The sequence below is a fragment of the Deinococcus frigens DSM 12807 genome (assembly GCF_000701425.1).
GTDB lineage: Bacteria > Deinococcota > Deinococci > Deinococcales > Deinococcaceae > Deinococcus > Deinococcus frigens.
Map to the genome: position 1 here is coordinate 1 of NZ_JNIW01000069.1, position 15302 is coordinate 15302.

A 15302-nucleotide genomic window follows, 5' to 3' on the forward strand; every position below is an offset into this window, starting at 1 on the left:
ACAAGCGTTCCAGACGTGGTCAATAGCCGCGGTAGGGGTGGCCTGAAGTTCAGATCACCCCTGCCCTCAGTCTGCCACGGGTCAAGTTAAGGCAACACACCCCAGCGTGTAGAGCTTGATGTACAACCGTCCGATACGACGGGCACCACTGCGGGCCACCGCGCCGCCCTCGCCTATAATTCTCTGCCGTTACCGTCCCGGCCCACCCCGCCGCTTGTGGCGGTACATCGCCCCATCGGCACGCGACAGCCAGGCATCCGCCGTCTCCCCGGCCCTCCAACGGGCTGTTCCCACGCTGGCTGCCGCTCCTGGATAGTTTTCCTGCACCCCTTGAGTCACTGCGTCCACAATGGTTCCTGCCAGGAGCGGCTCATCTGGCAACAACAGCGCGAATTCGTCCCCGCTAATGCGGTACACCTGCCCGTGGTCCCCGGCATGCGCGGCAAAGCCCTCGGCGAAGCGGCGCAGCAGGTCGTCGCCCGCTGCGTGCCCCAGGCGGTCGTTGACCCCCTTGAGGCCGTCCACGTCCACCACTGCCAATCGCCGGCCTGCACCTGACGGGACTGTGACCCGTTCCAGATCGCGCTCCAGCGCGCGCCGGTTGGGCAACCCGGTCAAATGATCACGGTGGGCCAGTTCGTTCAGGACCTGCGCTCGCCCCTCGGTGTGCGCGAGCTGGTCCCGGAAGCTGCTGAAATGATGCAGGACCGTGATCAGCGCGCCGTGGGACACAAGCAGAGTGACCGGCAGGGTCACGCCGTCGAAGACCCCGGTCTGGCCCAGCGTGAGCCAGGCATGCGGCAGCGCGGTGAACACCAGGACCGCCAGGGTGCCTGCCGCCGTGCGCGCTGCGGCCAGCGGAGGCAGTTGCACGAACAGAAAGATGTACAGGGTGGAGAGGTGCAGAAGCACGGCCAGGCTAACCATAGCGGTGGCCGGGTGGGCGGGCAGCAGGTACAGCGCGGTGATCCAGGCTAGCAGCAGGGCCGCGACGTAGACCCGCGCGGCGTGCGCGAGCAGGACCTCACGCGCGCCACGTGGACCGCGCAGGGCCAGGCCGCTGAAAGCCATGACGAACACCAGAATGCCCGTGTACTGCGGGGCGGCCAGGTCCAGGCCGAACAGGATGGCCAGTCCGATTGACGCAGCAAACAGGGGAACCCACAGCAGCAGGCGCCCCCGGTCAAGGGAATCAAGTTGCATCTGGCCATGTTGCGGCTTGAGCTGGAAAGAAGGCTGATCGTGTGGAAATCGCATGGGCGGAGGCACCTCGGGAGAAATAAGCAGAAAGGGCCTCAAGGTCGCAGCTTTGACTTGATCCAAATCTCAGGCTAAGGGTAAACAGTTCTGCCTTTCAGTGCCCTCACGTCTGAGCTTCGGCCATGCGTATTAAGGAAAGCCGGGCAGGAATTGAGGTCCAGTGTGGTTCTGATCTGGTCACTGTATTGCGCGAAGAGCCATCCACGCTGCTCTTGAACCGGTGTGACTCCCTAGCACGTCACCTGGACCAGCAATTATGAGAATTAAAACTCTATAAAAGTCTGTGGATACTGGAGCAATATTTCATACGTTAGATTTTTATTTGTCCACGGTAGTGAGGTTGGACCTGTTGCACACCCAACGGTGATTGACGTTCAACACGTACCAGGAATGTAAAACTGTACTTTTCTCCCCGCTACGCCTGCAAGCGGTGGTTGCCACTCCGGCAGATGAGCTAGCCCCCGCCCTAGATTTACCGGGTGAAGCGGAGGAGGACTGTGCCGTGATCTTGCAAGTTTGGCGGAGCGAACGTACACTCCAGCAGTCGCTCAATCTGTTGTCCTGCCGAGATCACACTGATGATCACCCACACCTGCGGTTCGCCGAGGAGACGCCCTGTTGTATGCCAGACACCGCCGCCCATCTGCCACCCATCCTGCGCCGCCTGCATCTGCTGCGCGGCGAGTCCGGTGCAGCCAGCGCGCGCGTCATCGATCACATCCTCCGGGACCCACAGGGTTTCCTGGGACTGACCATCGCCGACCTGAGCGACCGGACCGACACCAGCGACGCGACGGTGGTGCGGCTGGTGCAGACCATGGGCTTCGGAGGATTCCAGGACTTCAAGTTGCAGCTTTCCCGCTCACTGGGCGTGACCCGCAACACCAACATCACCGTTGAAGTCGGCGATCCGTCGGTGGCGGTGCTGCGCAAGGTGTTTGACGGCGCAGGCGTCGGCTTGAGTGACACCCTGGAACACCTGGACCTGGAAGCCTTTAGCACGGCTGTACAGGCCGCCGCGCAGTCACGCCACGTGGCCCTGATCGGCCTGGGCTGGAGCGGGCTGGTGGCCCTGGACGGCCAGGAGCGCGCCCTGCGGCTGGGGCTGTCGTGCGGAGCGCACACCGATCCCACCACGTTCTTGCAGGTCTGCTCCATGCTGGAACCCACCGACGTGCTGATCGCCGTGTCCCTGAGCGGCACCAGCCCGGACGTGGTGAGCGCCGCGCGGCTGGCGCGGGCAGCGGGCGCGACGGTCGTTGCCCTGACTGGCCTGGGCCGCACGCCCCTGACACGCGCGGCGCACCACGTGCTGACCAGCAGCGCGCCCGGAGATGCCTACCGCCCCGAGGGCCTGAACGTCCGCTTCGCGCAGCTATGCCTGCTCGACGCGCTGTTCACGGCCCTGCACGTCTCGCAGGAACCGTACATGACTGAACGGCTCAACCGCGCCCGCCACGCCAGGCGCGCCCTGAACGCTGACCCCATCTGATCCCACTGATCCCACCCCGGCCAATCCCGGCCCCAGGAGAACCCATGCATAAGCTCACCCTGCTCACCCTGACTGCCGCCCTCACCCTCTCATCTGCCCAGGCGCAGACCTTCAAATGGGACGCCTACAAGGGCACGACCCTGCGCGTCTTGCTCAACCAGCACCCCTGGACCACCGCCATGCAGGAATACTTCCCTGAGTTCGAGAAGCTCACCGGCATCAAGCTGGCCACCGAGACGTACCCCGAGGCGCAGTTCCGGCAAAAGGTGCTGGTGGAACTCTCGACTGGCGGACAGAACCTCGACGCGTTCATGCTCTCGCCCGGCCAGGAGGGGCAGCTCTACGCCAAGAGCGGCTGGGTCGAGGACATGACGGGCTACGTGAACAGCAAGACCCTGACCGCTGGCAACTGGGGCTTCAGCGACTTTTACCCGTCCGTCGTGAATTCCACGAAGTACGCGGGCATCATGACCGGCGTGCCCATCCAGACCGAAACCACCATGCTGTTCTACCGCAAGGATCTGTTTCAGAAGTACGGTGTGGCCGTCCCGAAGACCCTCGTGCAACTGGAGGCAGCCGCCAAAACCCTGAACGGCAAGGACGGCGTGGCTGGCATCGCCCTGCGCGGCAAGGGATCGTCGGCCACCAGCCAGTTCGCGCCCTACATGTACGCCGAGGGCAGCACCTGGCTCAAGGACGGGCAGGCGAACTTCACCGATCCGAAATTTGTCAAGGCCATGACGTATTACACCGGTCTGCTGAAGAATTACGGCCCGCAGGCCGCCTTGACCATGAGCTGGCCCGAGGTCACCAACCTGTTCGCGCAGGGCAAGGTTGCCATGTTCACCGATGCCAGCCTGTTCCGCTCGATCGTGGATGACCCCAAAAGCTCCAGCGTGGCTGGCAAGGTGGGCTTCGCCGCCATGCCGGGCCGCAAACCCACCGTGACCACCTGGACGCTGTCGATCAGCAAGGGCAGCCGCAACAAGGGTGCCGCGTGGCTGTTCACGCAGTGGGCCACCAACCGCGAGAACCAGGCGCGCGTGCTGCTCAAGGACGTTCCCGCCGTGCGCCGCAGCGTGTGGAACACCCCGGCCTTCAAGGCGCAGGACAAAAACCCCGAGTGGACCCAGGCCCACCTGACCCAGCTCGCCAGCGCCACGCCCCTGTGGAATCCCCCGGTCAGCCAGGTAGGCGAGGTGCGCGACGCCCTCGGGCAGGCCATCGTGGGCATCTTGCAGGGCGGGAACGCTGCGGAGTTGTTGAAAAAGGCCAACGACGCCACCAACACCATCCTGAGCAAAGAGAAGTAACCCCCGCCTCCGCCCGGCCCGTTCCCCAAAGCAGCGGGCCGGGCCGGGCCGCTCATCTCCCCTGCCCTGAGGTTTCCCATGAGTCTCGCGCCCACCTCCACCCCCGCACCCCGGCGGCCCGTGTCCGGCGGCTTCTCGTCGTGGCTTGACCGCAATATCCGCTGGGTATTCCCGGCCCCCGCGATGATCGCGCTGATGGTGCTGACCATCCTGCCGCTGGCCTTTAACCTGATCCTGTCCACGCAGGAACGCTCGGTCAGTGACGCCCTGCCCAGCTCCTACGTGGGTCTGGGCAACTACAGCGCGGCCCTGAAAGACGAGCGGTTCTGGAATTCCGTGAAGCTGATGTTCCAGTTCACGGGCATTGCGGTGCCGCTGCAAATGCTGTGCGGCCTGGGCCTCGCGCTGCTGCTCAACCGCACCATGAGGGCGTCCGGGCTGGTGCGCGCGGTCGTGCTGCTGCCCATGATCAGCACCCCCGTCGCCGTGGCGCTGATCTGGGCGCTGATGATGGATCCGAACCTGGGCGTCCTGAACTACTTCCTGGAAAGCCTGGGTCTGGGCCGCAGCCTGTGGCTTGCCGACTCGCGGCTGGTCATCCCGGCGCTGGCGCTGGTGGACCTCTGGCAGTGGACGCCGCTGGTGTCCTTGATCCTGCTCGCGGGTTTGCAGACCATGCCGGACGAACCCTTTGAGGCCGCGCGGATCGACGGCGCGTCGCCGTGGCAGGTGTTCCGGTTCATCACCTGGCCCATGTTGCAGCCCGCCGCATTCGCCGCGCTGACCTTGCGGCTGATCGACGCCCTCAAGACCTTTGACATCATCGAGGTGATGACCCAGGGTGGCCCCGGCACCGCCAGCGAAACGCTGAACGTGTACGCGTATCACACCGGCTTCGAGTTCCTGCGTGTCGGGTACACGGCGGCGCTGCTCACGCTGCTGCTGGTGACCGTGGCCGTTGTCGCGGTCGGCGTGAACCTGCTGCGGCGGCGCGCATGACCGCCCACGAGTCCCGCACGCGCGCCATCGTGCTGAACACCGCGCTGACCCTGGTCATCCTGGTCATGCTGTTCCCCTTCGTGTGGATGATCATGATGAGTCTCAAGACGCAGGTGGAGAACACCGCCGCCACGCCTGTGTGGATCTTCAGGCCCGTTCTCGAGAACTATGTCAATGTTATCCAGCGCAACAACTTCCTGGCGTTCACAAAAAACTCCCTGATCGTTGCCGCCTCGGCCACGGCCATCGGTATGCTGCTGGGCCTTCCCGCCGCATACTCCATCGCGCGCTTCCGGCAGCGGGGGCTGAGCCTGTGGATCCTGATCAGCCGGATCATCCCGTACATCACGTTCCTGCTGCCGCTCTTTCTGGTGTTCACGAAACTGCGCCTGATCGGGTCGTTCACGGCGCTGATCCTCAGTCACCTGATCATCACGCTTCCCATGATCATCTGGATCACCATCGCCTTCTTCGAGGACATTCCCACAGATCTGGAGGAGGCCGCGCTGGTCGATGGCTCCAGCCGCGCCGGGGCCTTTGTGCGGATTATCCTGCCGCTGGTCGCGCCGGGCATCGTCACGGCGGGCATTTTGGCGATGATCTTCTCGTGGAACCAGTTCCTGTTCAGTCTGATCCTGGGCGGCCCGGGAACAAAGACCGTCCCCGTGGCGGTGTTCAATTTCCTCAGTTACGGCAGTCAGGACTACGGCGCGATTGCGGCGGCGGCCGTGCTGATCACGCTGCCGATCATCATTCTCTCGCTGACCGTGCAGCGCTACATCGTCAAGGGCCTGACTGCCGGAGGGGTGAAGGGATGACGCACGTGGCCCGGCCCGTCCACACCCCTCCTCCCGTGGTGCTGGCACTCGACCTGGGCAGCAGCGGCGTCAAGGGGGCGGCCTTCGACACCCAGGGCCGCATCCTGGCGGGCCTGGAAGCCCAGGAGAACGTGTCCCTGGTGTACGCCCCGGGGGGCGTGGCCGAGATGCCCCTCACGGCATACCTCGCGGCAGCCGAGACGGTGCTCGACCGCTTGCACGCCCGGCTGGGCAGCCGCCCGGTGTTCGCCGTCGCCATGACGTCCATCGGGAGCAGCCTGGTCGTGCTGGACTCACGCAGCGAGCCTGTCCCCCCAGTCCTGTCGTACGCGGACACCCGCGCCGCGCCGGAGGTGGCAGCCGTCGCGGCGCTGGGGGCCACGGACGCGACCGGTGCCCCGCCCTTCAGCGCGTACTGGCCCGCGCAGGTGCGCTGGTGGCGGGGCGCGCACCCGCACCTCGACCTCGCGCGGGTATGCTCTTTGCCGGACTTCTTGCTGATGCGCTGGACCGGAGAATTGCTGACCAGCTACTCGCTGGCGTCGTGGACCGGGATGCTCGACCGGCGCACGCTGGACTGGCACGGCCCGTCTATGAACGCGGCGGGCCTCACGGCCCGGCAGATGCCCACCCTGACGGACCACGACTCGTCTATGACCCTGCGTGCCATGTGGGCCGACCGCTGGCCCAAGCTGGCGGGCGTGCCCTTTCACCCGGGCGTCGCGGACGGGGCGACGGCCAACGTCGGCAGCGGCGCGATCGGCCCCGCGCGGGCCGCCGTGACCATCGGCAGCACCAGCGCGGTGCGCCTCGCACTGGACGGCCCCCCGCCGCCCATCCCCCCGGGCCTGTGGTCGTACCGCATCGACCGGAACACGCATCTGCTGGGCGGTGCCCTGACCGAGGGCGGAAATCTATACGCATGGTTGCAGAACACCTTTCGCCTGACCCGCAGCCTGGACGATGATCTGCTCGACATGGCCCCGGACGCGCACGGCCTGACCTTTCTGCCCGGGCTGGGCGGCACCCGCAGCCCGGATTACGATCCGCACGCACGCGGCACCGTTCATGGCCTGGGGTATGCCAGCACGCCCGCACACATCGTCCGGGCGGCTATGGAGGGCGTCGCGTGCCGCCTCGCAGACGTCGCGTGGCGGCTGCCCGTGACGGACGACGTGACCTTTGTGGCCAGCGGGCGGGCGCTGCTCGCGTCGCGCGCGTGGCCGCAGATCCTGGCGGACGCCCTGGGACGCCCCCTGCTGATGGAAGACATCCGTGCCGGGGCCAGCGCGCGCGGCGCAGCCCTCCTCGCCCTGCGCGCCGGGGGTGTGGACGTGTCCCTGGAGCCGGTCGCGCAGCGCCTCGTGGAACCCGTGTCTGCCCACCACGACGCCTACCGCGCAGCGTGCGCCCGCATGGCCCGCCTGACCCGATTGCTGCGCGAAGAACGCGAGGCCGTCTGGTGACGCTTGAGCGCCTGCTGGCCCGCGACCGCGTACTGCCCCTGTTCACCCCAGACGACCTGGGCGTGGCGCGGGATCGGCTGAACATCCTCCAGACGGCGGGAGTCGGCGTGGCCGAACTCACGGCCCGCGCACCGGGCGCATTAGAACATTTCAAGACGTTGCAGACCGAGTTTCCCGGCCTACTTCTTGGCGCAGGCACCATCTTGACGGCGGCTGACGCACACGCTTATGCAGACGCGGGCGCGGCCTTTCTGGTCAGCCCCTGCCTTGTACCAGAAGTCGCCGCCGTCGCCCGTGAGCGCGGCCTGCCCTACCTGCCCGGTGCGGGCACGGTCCGCGAGTACCTTGAGGCGCGGGACGCGGGCTGCGGCCTCGTGAAACTGTTTCCCGGCGAGGTCCTCGGCCCGCCTTTCGTGCGCGCTCTGACCGGCCCCTTCCCGGACGCGCAGGTGATCGTCACGGGGGGTGTGGAGGCCACCCGGGCAGGCGTGGCCGCGTGGCTGGACGCCGGGGCACTCGCCGTGGGCCTGGGTTCCCGGCTATTTGAGGGTTCCGGGGAACTGGACGTCCGCTTGAGCAGCCTGCTCGACGGGTGCAGGAGGCGCAGCACATGACCGCGTCCTCCACGCCCGACTCCGTCCTCACGTTTGGGGAAGTGCTGTTGAAACTGCGGCTGCCGCAGGGCGACCGGCTGGAAAGCATGGCAGCGTTGCACGCCGAGTGCGCCGGGTCTGAGCTGAACGTGGCGGCCACCCTGCGCGCCTTGGGCCGCGGGGCCGCGTGGATCAGTGCCCTGCCGTCCGGCCCGCTGGGTGACTGGGCGCGCGCGTACGTGAACCGACTGGGCGTGGACGACCTGACCCTGACCCGTCCCGGACGCCTCGCGAGTTACCTGATCGAGGATCACCTTGCGCCCCGCCGCAGCCGTGCCGTGTACGACCGCGAACACACGGCGTTCCGCACCCTCCAGGAGACCGATTTTGACCCGGCCTGGCTCACGGGCCGCGCCGTGGTCCATACCTGCGGCATCAGCCTGGTGCTCGGCGATGGACCACGCGCCCTGGCCCTCCATCTGCTGCGCGCCGCCCGGGACGCGGGCGTGCGCGTCAGCCTGGACGTGAACCACCGCCGCCTGCTGCTCGCAGATGACCGGGCCATCTCCATGTACGGCGAGGCGCTTGCTCTGGCGGACATCATCTTCACCGCCATGCGGGACGCCTCGCTCCTGGGCGGCGTGCCCGGCCTGCGCGCCCTGAATACGCAGGCCCTGATCGTCGTCACGCACGGCGCGCGGGGCAGCGAGGCGCACCTGCCCGGCGGTGAAGTCATCTGCCAGCCCGCCTTTGCGGCCAGCGGCCCTGGCCGCATCGGGCGGGGAGACGCCTTTGCGGGCGGCTTCTTGCACGCGTGGCTCGGGGGTGCTGCGCCCGCCGAAGCGCTGCGGTACGCCACCGCCTGCGCCGCCCTGAAAACCACGCTGTCCGGCGACCACCTCCAGGCCACACCCGCCGACGTGCAATTCGTACTGGCCGGACACGACGATGCCGAACCTGTCCGGTGAGCCTCACCCCATGCAAGGACGTGGCATGAAAGGACGTGGCCCATGCGAATGACCATGCGCTGGTTTGGACCGGCAGATCCCGTCCCGCTGTGGAAGCTCCGGCAGGTGCCCAACCTGACCGGCATTGTGGGTGCCCTGCACGACGTCCCCACGGGTGAAGCCTGGACGCGCGCGGGCGTGGCCGGGCTTCGCCAGACCGTGGAGAGGCACGGCCTGGCCCTCAGCGTGATCGAGAGCGTCCCCGTCCACGAGGACATCAAGCTCGGCAACGCCCGGCGCGACGGGCGCATCGCCGCGTGGATCGCGAGCCTGGAGGCCGTCGCCGCCGAAGGGATCGGGGTCGTCTGCTACAACTTCATGCCGGTCTTCGACTGGACGCGCACGGATCTGGCGTCCGTCCGCGCCGACGGCAGCACCGCCCTGGTCTACCGCCACGCCGACGTGACGGGCGACGGGGGTGACGGCCCAACCGTCCTGCCCGGCTGGGCCGAGGCGTACACGCCCGCGGCGCTGACCGCCCTGCGCGCCGCATACACTGACCTCAGCGCCGACGGCCTGCGCGCGAACCTCGCGTATTTTCTGCGGGCGGTCGTGCCGGTGGCCGCGCGGCTGGGCGTGCACCTGGCCATCCACCCGGACGACCCGCCGTGGCCGGTACTCGGCCTGCCGCGTGTGGTCAGCACGGCAGACGACTTGGACTTCGTGCTGCGCGCCGCACCGGACGCGCACAACGGCCTGACCTTCTGCACCGGCTCGCTGGGTGCGCGGGCCGACAATGATCTGCCTGCGCTGGCCCGCCGCTTTGCCCCGCACATTCACTTCGTTCATGCCCGCAACGTCTTGCGCCACGGCCAGCGCGATTTCGATGAGGCCGCGCATGTCAGTGACCAGGGCAGTATTGAACTGGCCCGAACGGTGATGATCCTGGCGCGCGTAGGCAGTGACGTCCCCATCCGTCCCGACCATGGGCGCATGATCTGGGGCGAAACCGGTCGCCCCGGTTACGGCTTGCACGACCGCGCCCTGGAGGCCATGTACTTGCAGGGATTGCTTGACGCCGTAACACTGGAAAAGGAGTCTCATGCCTGACCTGCACGCCCTGCTGCGCCGTCACCGCCTTCTGGCCATCCTCCGTGGGGTGCCGGCCTCACACGCGCCGCGACTGGTCGAGGTTCTCCGCGACGCAGGCATCGAACTGTTCGAGGTGGCCCTCTCAGATGGGCATGGTCTGGAGGCCCTGAAAGCCGTGGGTGTGGCCCACCCCGACCTGAATCTGGGTGCGGGGACGGTGCTCACGCCGCTCCTCGCCGCGCAGGCCCAGGCGGCGGGCGCGAGCTTTCTGGTCACGCCGCATGTAGTGCCGGACGTGGCGCGTGCGGCCCACGAGCGCGGCCTGGGCCTGCTGATGGGCGCGCTGACCCCCGGCGAGATCGCGCAGGCCCTCGCGCTGGGCAGCGCCGCCGTAAAGGTCTTTCCGGCTGGAATGCTCGGACCGGACTATTTCCGGCAATTGCGCGGCCCCTACCCGGACGCCCCGCTGCTCGCGGTGGGCGGTGTGGACGCCGGGAACCTCGGCGCGTACCTGCAAGCCGGCGCGCTCGGCGCTGGCGTCGGCGGCGCACTCACGCGCGCCAACTGGAATGCACCGGACTGGGCGTCACTCCACAGTGGTGCGGCTGCCCTGGTCGCCGCCGCCGGTCAGGGAGAAGGCATATGAAAATCACCCGTCTGGAAACCTTTGTCGTGCCTCCCCGCTGGCTCTTTGTCAAGATCGAAACGGACGAGGGCGTGAGCGGCTGGGGCGAACCCGTCGTCGAGGGCCGTGCCCATACCGTGCAGGCCGCCGTGGCGGAACTCGCAGACCTGATCGTCGGGCAGGATCCGGCGCGCATCGAGGATCTGTGGCAGGTCATGCACCGGGGCGGCTTCTACCGCGGGGGCGCAGTATTGATGAGCGCCATCGCGGGCATCGACCAGGCGCTGTGGGATATCAAGGGCAGGGTCTTCGGCGCGCCCGTGCACCAACTGCTGGGCGGCCCGGTGCGCGACCGCATGCGGGTGTATTCGTGGATTGGCGGCGACCGCCCCGCCGATGTCGCCCGCGCCGCCCGCGCCGCGTACCAGGCGGGCTTTACCGCCATCAAGATGAACGCCACAGAGGAGATGGCCTACCTGGACGTACCCTCGAAAATCGACGGCGTCCTGGCGCGTGTGCAGGCGGTACGGGACGCGACCACCGCCGACTTCGGCATCGCCGTGGACTTCCATGGACGCGTGCACCTGCCCATGGCGCGCGTGCTGGCCCGGGAACTTGACGCCATGCGCCTGCTGTTCATCGAGGAACCCGTGCTCAGCGAGAACATCGAGGCGCTGCGCGAGGTGCGGCGCGTCACGGCTACACCCATCGCCCTGGGAGAGCGGCTCTATTCCCGCTGGGAATTCAAGACGGTACTTCAGGAAGGTCTGGCGGACATCCTCCAGCCGGATCTGTCACACGCAGGCGGCATCACGGAGGTCCGCAAGATCGCGGCGATGGCCGAGGCCTACGATGTGGCCCTCGCGCCGCACTGCCCACTGGGGCCGATCGCGCTGGCTGCGTGCTTGCAGGTCGACGCCGTGGCGCACAACGCCGCCATTCAGGAGCAGAGCCTCGGCATCCATTACAACCAGGGCAGCGACCTGCTCGACTACGTGACCGACAGGGGCGTGTTCGCTTATCAGGACGGCTTCGTCGGCATTCCGCAGGGTCCTGGCCTGGGCATCGAGGTCAACGAGGCGCACGTGCGTGCACAGGCCAGCATCGGCCACCGCTGGCGCAACCCGCTGTGGCGGCACGCCGACGGCAGTGTCGCCGAGTGGTGAGATGCACACCCGGTGGAGCAGCTTTTTATCTTGAGTGAGTACCCTTTTATCTTGAGTGAGTACAAGGCGAAAATTGGGCGGCAAGGGGGTGCGCTGGCCCCCATCATCAAATTCCAGAATAGACAGGAAAGTACCGCAAGTTCATCCAGACCAAACAACGCCTGGTCCTTGCCTGTCCGTCCAGTCGGGTGAAAGTTGGAACTTTAACCGCAAGCCGTCTGACCCGCTCCCCACCAACAAACTGCGTTCCAGGAGCCACAAGAAGTGCGGCGCGCAAGACCGACTGCGATGAGGGCACTTGTCAAAAGAGGTGTTCACTTTCGACCGATCGACGTGAGTGAATTTTGCCCGGTATGTGGGACTGGCACAGTTCTGAAGGAGAGAACGGAGGCCTTAGGATTCTCCTTCTCGATAAGGCAATTTGGACAAATGCTCCAGGCTTGAGCGCCAGCAGACGGGTGCCCACCGCAGCCACGCTGTCGCGGCGGGAGCCTGGCCCAGCACGGTCTCCGTCTGTCACCTGCGTTATGCTCCGCAGCATATGATCTTTACCGGACCGGACCCCGGCCCTGCCCCCCGCACCACCGCCCAGCCCGCCGCCGGAAGCGCATGAGCGTGGTGCTGACGCTGGCGGTCATTCTGATCATGGTGGGATTCAATGCCCTGTACGTGGCCGCCGAGTTCTCCACGGTGGGTTCACGCCGCTCGTGGGTGCAGGCCGCCGCCGAGGGGGGCAACCCCGCCGCCGCCGCCCTGCTCGACATTCTGAATGACCCCAGACGGCTGGATACTTACGTGGCCGCGTGTCAGATCGGCATTACCCTGAGCAGTCTGGTGGCCGGTTCGTTTGGGCAGGCCCGCCTGACCCCACTGCTAACGCCCGTCCTGGGGGCCGTTGGTGGGCCGGTGGCGGCCACCGTGACCGTGTTGATCTTCATCACCGTTTTGCAGGTGGTGCTGGGCGAGCTGCTGCCCAAGACGGTGGCGCTGCGCTATCCAGAACGGCTGGCGGTGGCCATGCTGCGCCCGCTGCAACTCAGCCTGCTGCTGTTCCGGCCCCTGATCGCGCTGTTCAACGCGCTGGCGCTGGGACTGATGCGCCTGCTGCGAATCCGCGAACCCGGCGAGGGCGCGCTGCTGTACACCAGCAAGGAACTGAGCATCGTCACCGAGGAAAGCGCTGACGGCAGCCAACTGGGGCAGCAGCAGCGCGACCTGATCCAGAACATTTTCGCCCTGGAAGACCGTGATGCCGAGGAGCTGATGACGCCCCGGCGCAGCCTGGAGGCGCTTCCCCTGGCGGCCTCTGCCGACGAGGTCCTGGGCTGGCTGGCCCGCTCACCGCGCAGCCGCTATCCGGTCTTCGACGGCGAACTGGACCACGTGGTGGGCGTGCTTCATATCAAGGACTTCATCCGGGCACGGACGCAGGGCCGACCCCTGGACCTGGCCAGCCTGATGCGCCCGCTGCCCAGCGTGACGGCCAGCGCCCCCGCTGAGGACCTCCTGACACTGTTCAAGCACGGGCGCGCGCACGCGGCGCTGGTGGTGGACGAGTTCGGCGGCACGCTGGGATTCGTGGCCCTCGACGACCTGATTGAGGACGTGATGGATTCCGGCCCGGAGACGGGGGACGGGTGGATTCAGGTCAACCCCGACGGCTCATGGCACCTGAACGGCGAGGTCACCCTGAGTGATCTGCGCGGGGACCACGGCCTGGACCTGCACAGCGGGGAGGCCACCACCGTCGCGGGCCTGCTGCTCAACGCACATGGCACCGTTCCGCCCCCCGGCACCGTGATTCACATTCAGGGCCACGAACTCACCGCCGAGGCCACCGAGGGACTGAAGATCACCCGCGTCCACCTGCGCCGCCTGGACGAAGGGGAGCAGGCCGGGGCAGACCAGGTCAGTGGCCGCGCGGAGCATTGACGTCGTTGACCGGAAAAAGTGTTCCTTTGAGCGGCGCTGAAGGGTTTTAACCTGGCTCTCAAAATGCCCCGGTCACGCTTGACATGACAGCTTTTTCGGCGGACGCTCAGGTCTGGCGCCGTCAAACCGGTGCGCCGTGTGCTGGATGTGACGTCGCCAGGTCCTGCAAACCAGAGCGCCCGCCATCTAGAAGAATGGCGGGCGCGCGGCTGAGTCTCTTGATCTGGTGGGCTGTCCAGGACTTTGATTAGGATCTGCGCTTCTGCGCTCAGGGGATGACGCACTTGAGGCAACGGGGAGGCGGATCGACAGGATCAGGCGGTAGCGGCGGCGGTGAAGTGGACGCACCCGTATCGCTACAGATGATGCTCTGGCGGGTTTCGCCCAGGTTCTGTTCCCACTGCCCCAGGGTCTTGCCGAAAATACGCAGGCGTGCGCCGACTGCAATGCTCAGGCCGCCATCCAGTCAGTAATTGAATTTGTTGCTGGCGTAGCTGGCCGTGCCTTCCAAAAAGGTCTTGGGGTAGCCGTAAGCAAAGGCAACGCCGTAGAACTTGAAGCCGGCCTTGGCCCCGATCCAGCCCCGGATCTTCCCCCCTCGAATCAAAAGGAAAAGAGGTCACCACGACGCCTTGACTCCCCTGACACAGCGCCGAATACAGCCGCCGTCAATCCATGCTCCGGGTTGGTGCTCCGCCATCGGGCGATCTGTCACTCAACATAAGATTTTCATAACGGCATCCACTTCCGAAGTCATGCCTCTCAAGCCTTCGCTTGGCAGAGTGGTATTTCACACAATAAAATGTCAAAAAATACAACTACATCACATTTTGCAGCTAACAGCGTATGAAATTCATCTTTATATAGCTTCATCCAATAGCCCGTCATAAATCGGTCAACCCTGAAAGCGCACAGTGACACATGACCCTGTTGATGCTCGCCCTCTTGCCTGCCGCCGTCGCGTTGTGCCTGGTGGTGGCACTGGCGATCTCGGTCCTGGTCAGGACTGTGCGGGGTGAGCGCTGGGAAGTGCCGTTCGAAGGGCCACTAGTCTCCACTGGTCATGCCAACCGTCAGCCGAATCCTCGAATGGGTGGCAAATACATTCCGCTGAAATGGGATGACGGAGCTTAGCGACAGCAGGAGATCTTGTAAGGGGTGACCTGGCAAGGGTGACGTGCTCCCTACTCTCTTCCGGCGCATTGTCGTCTGCCCTGCATGTCATGAGCGACGGCTGATGTCGCCTTGCCTTCTGCAACGCTCCTTCTGAAAGGGGTGTGTTGCCTTAACTTGACCCGTGGCAGACTGAGGGCAGGGGTGATCTGAACTTCAGGCCACCCCTACCGCGGCTATTGACCACGTCTGGAACGCTTGTCTCTGATTGCTTCGTCTGATCGAGGTAGAAACGCTGGTTCGGGCGTGATGGTGGATGTTCTCGATTCGGGCGTGCAACCTCAGAAATTCTTGCGCTCGTTTTTTTCGTTTGAATCCCTGTTGTTGTCGTTCCTGACGCCGTGTAGATCGGTGCGATTGCTCAATGACATTGTTGCAGCGAGCCGTGGAAATCACTTGCTGATGGTCGACCCCATGCAGGCTGGG

14 protein-coding genes and 1 pseudogene are annotated in these 15302 nt (G+C 66.0%); 12 read left to right on the forward strand and 3 right to left on the reverse strand.

Annotated features, from left to right (window positions below):
• Positions 1-189: 189 nt before the first annotated feature.
• Positions 190-1203: a GGDEF domain-containing protein gene (locus tag Q322_RS21925; RefSeq protein WP_051668711.1), complete on the reverse strand. Its 1014-nt coding sequence runs from the start codon at positions 1201-1203 to the stop codon at positions 190-192.
• A 679-nt stretch (positions 1204-1882) separates the two neighbouring features.
• Here Q322_RS21925 and Q322_RS0117175 point away from each other — a divergent pair.
• From Q322_RS0117175 to Q322_RS0117225, 11 genes are all read left to right on the forward strand, one after another.
• Positions 1883-2752, forward strand: coding sequence for a MurR/RpiR family transcriptional regulator (locus Q322_RS0117175; protein WP_029479111.1), 870 nt, complete (start codon positions 1883-1885; stop codon positions 2750-2752).
• 44 nt (positions 2753-2796) lie between these two features.
• Positions 2797-4065, forward strand: a complete 1269-nt coding sequence (locus Q322_RS0117180) for an ABC transporter substrate-binding protein (RefSeq protein WP_029479112.1) — start codon at positions 2797-2799, stop codon at positions 4063-4065.
• 78 nt (positions 4066-4143) lie between these two features.
• On the forward strand, positions 4144-5064 hold the full coding sequence (locus Q322_RS0117185) for a carbohydrate ABC transporter permease (RefSeq protein ID WP_029479113.1): 921 nt from the start codon (positions 4144-4146) through the stop codon (positions 5062-5064).
• Positions 5061-5882, forward strand: a complete 822-nt coding sequence (locus tag Q322_RS0117190; protein WP_029479114.1) for a carbohydrate ABC transporter permease — start codon at positions 5061-5063, stop codon at positions 5880-5882. Before Q322_RS0117185 ends, Q322_RS0117190 begins: the two co-directional genes overlap by 4 nt.
• Positions 5879-7348, forward strand: coding sequence for a gluconokinase (locus tag Q322_RS0117195; protein WP_034418931.1), 1470 nt, complete (start codon positions 5879-5881; stop codon positions 7346-7348). The genes Q322_RS0117190 and Q322_RS0117195 overlap by 4 nt, the downstream gene beginning before the upstream one ends.
• On the forward strand, positions 7345-7962 hold the full coding sequence (locus tag Q322_RS0117200; RefSeq protein WP_245593306.1) for a bifunctional 4-hydroxy-2-oxoglutarate aldolase/2-dehydro-3-deoxy-phosphogluconate aldolase: 618 nt from the start codon (positions 7345-7347) through the stop codon (positions 7960-7962). The genes Q322_RS0117195 and Q322_RS0117200 overlap by 4 nt, the downstream gene beginning before the upstream one ends.
• Positions 7959-8909: a sugar kinase gene (locus Q322_RS0117205; protein WP_029479116.1), complete on the forward strand. Its 951-nt coding sequence runs from the start codon at positions 7959-7961 to the stop codon at positions 8907-8909. Before Q322_RS0117200 ends, Q322_RS0117205 begins: the two co-directional genes overlap by 4 nt.
• Positions 8910-8951: 42 nt before the next feature.
• A complete protein-coding gene (locus Q322_RS0117210; RefSeq protein ID WP_029479117.1) occupies positions 8952-9998 on the forward strand; it encodes a mannonate dehydratase in 1047 nt (348 codons plus the stop codon).
• A complete protein-coding gene (locus Q322_RS0117215; RefSeq protein ID WP_029479118.1) occupies positions 9991-10626 on the forward strand; it encodes a bifunctional 4-hydroxy-2-oxoglutarate aldolase/2-dehydro-3-deoxy-phosphogluconate aldolase in 636 nt (211 codons plus the stop codon). Before Q322_RS0117210 ends, Q322_RS0117215 begins: the two co-directional genes overlap by 8 nt.
• On the forward strand, positions 10623-11771 hold the full coding sequence (dgoD, locus tag Q322_RS0117220) for a galactonate dehydratase (RefSeq protein WP_029479119.1): 1149 nt from the start codon (positions 10623-10625) through the stop codon (positions 11769-11771). Before Q322_RS0117215 ends, dgoD begins: the two co-directional genes overlap by 4 nt.
• Positions 11772-12380: 609 nt before the next feature.
• Positions 12381-13703 carry a hemolysin family protein gene (locus tag Q322_RS0117225; protein WP_029479120.1) on the forward strand — a complete coding sequence of 441 codons (1323 nt, stop codon included), beginning with the start codon at positions 12381-12383 and terminating at the stop codon, positions 13701-13703.
• 466 nt (positions 13704-14169) lie between these two features.
• Here the strand turns inward: Q322_RS0117225 and Q322_RS23570 are convergent, their stop codons facing one another.
• Positions 14170-14310 carry a hypothetical protein gene (locus Q322_RS23570; protein WP_156953127.1) on the reverse strand — a complete coding sequence of 47 codons (141 nt, stop codon included), beginning with the start codon at positions 14308-14310 and terminating at the stop codon, positions 14170-14172.
• 314 nt (positions 14311-14624) lie between these two features.
• On the opposite strand from Q322_RS23570, the gene Q322_RS0117235 reads away from it, so the two are divergent.
• Positions 14625-14837 (forward strand): hypothetical protein, encoded by a 213-nt coding sequence (locus Q322_RS0117235; protein ID WP_029479121.1) that lies wholly within the window; start codon positions 14625-14627, stop codon positions 14835-14837.
• 195 nt (positions 14838-15032) lie between these two features.
• Here the strand turns inward: Q322_RS0117235 and Q322_RS24655 are convergent.
• Positions 15033-15302: pseudogene (locus Q322_RS24655) on the reverse strand (IS6 family transposase); the annotation flags it as partial.

What these genes read in the sequence shown, in the direction of transcription:
- Q322_RS0117185 (WP_029479113.1), top strand. Translation starts at nt 4,144, where the DNA reads ATGAGTCTCGCGCCCACCTCCACCCCCGCACCCCGGCGGCCCGTGTCC.
- Q322_RS0117235 (WP_029479121.1), top strand. Translation starts at nt 14,625, where the DNA reads ATGACCCTGTTGATGCTCGCCCTCTTGCCTGCCGCCGTCGCGTTGTGC.
- Q322_RS0117215 (WP_029479118.1), top strand. Translation starts at nt 9,991, where the DNA reads ATGCCTGACCTGCACGCCCTGCTGCGCCGTCACCGCCTTCTGGCCATC.
- Q322_RS0117175 (WP_029479111.1), top strand. Translation starts at nt 1,883, where the DNA reads ATGCCAGACACCGCCGCCCATCTGCCACCCATCCTGCGCCGCCTGCAT.
- Q322_RS0117195 (WP_034418931.1), top strand. Translation starts at nt 5,879, where the DNA reads ATGACGCACGTGGCCCGGCCCGTCCACACCCCTCCTCCCGTGGTGCTG.
- dgoD (WP_029479119.1), top strand. Translation starts at nt 10,623, where the DNA reads ATGAAAATCACCCGTCTGGAAACCTTTGTCGTGCCTCCCCGCTGGCTC.
- Q322_RS21925 (WP_051668711.1), bottom strand. Translation starts at nt 1,203, where the DNA reads ATGCAACTTGATTCCCTTGACCGGGGGCGCCTGCTGCTGTGGGTTCCC.
- Q322_RS0117225 (WP_029479120.1), top strand. Translation starts at nt 12,381, where the DNA reads ATGAGCGTGGTGCTGACGCTGGCGGTCATTCTGATCATGGTGGGATTC.
- Q322_RS0117205 (WP_029479116.1), top strand. Translation starts at nt 7,959, where the DNA reads ATGACCGCGTCCTCCACGCCCGACTCCGTCCTCACGTTTGGGGAAGTG.
- Q322_RS0117210 (WP_029479117.1), top strand. Translation starts at nt 8,952, where the DNA reads ATGCGAATGACCATGCGCTGGTTTGGACCGGCAGATCCCGTCCCGCTG.
- Q322_RS0117180 (WP_029479112.1), top strand. Translation starts at nt 2,797, where the DNA reads ATGCATAAGCTCACCCTGCTCACCCTGACTGCCGCCCTCACCCTCTCA.
- Q322_RS0117190 (WP_029479114.1), top strand. Translation starts at nt 5,061, where the DNA reads ATGACCGCCCACGAGTCCCGCACGCGCGCCATCGTGCTGAACACCGCG.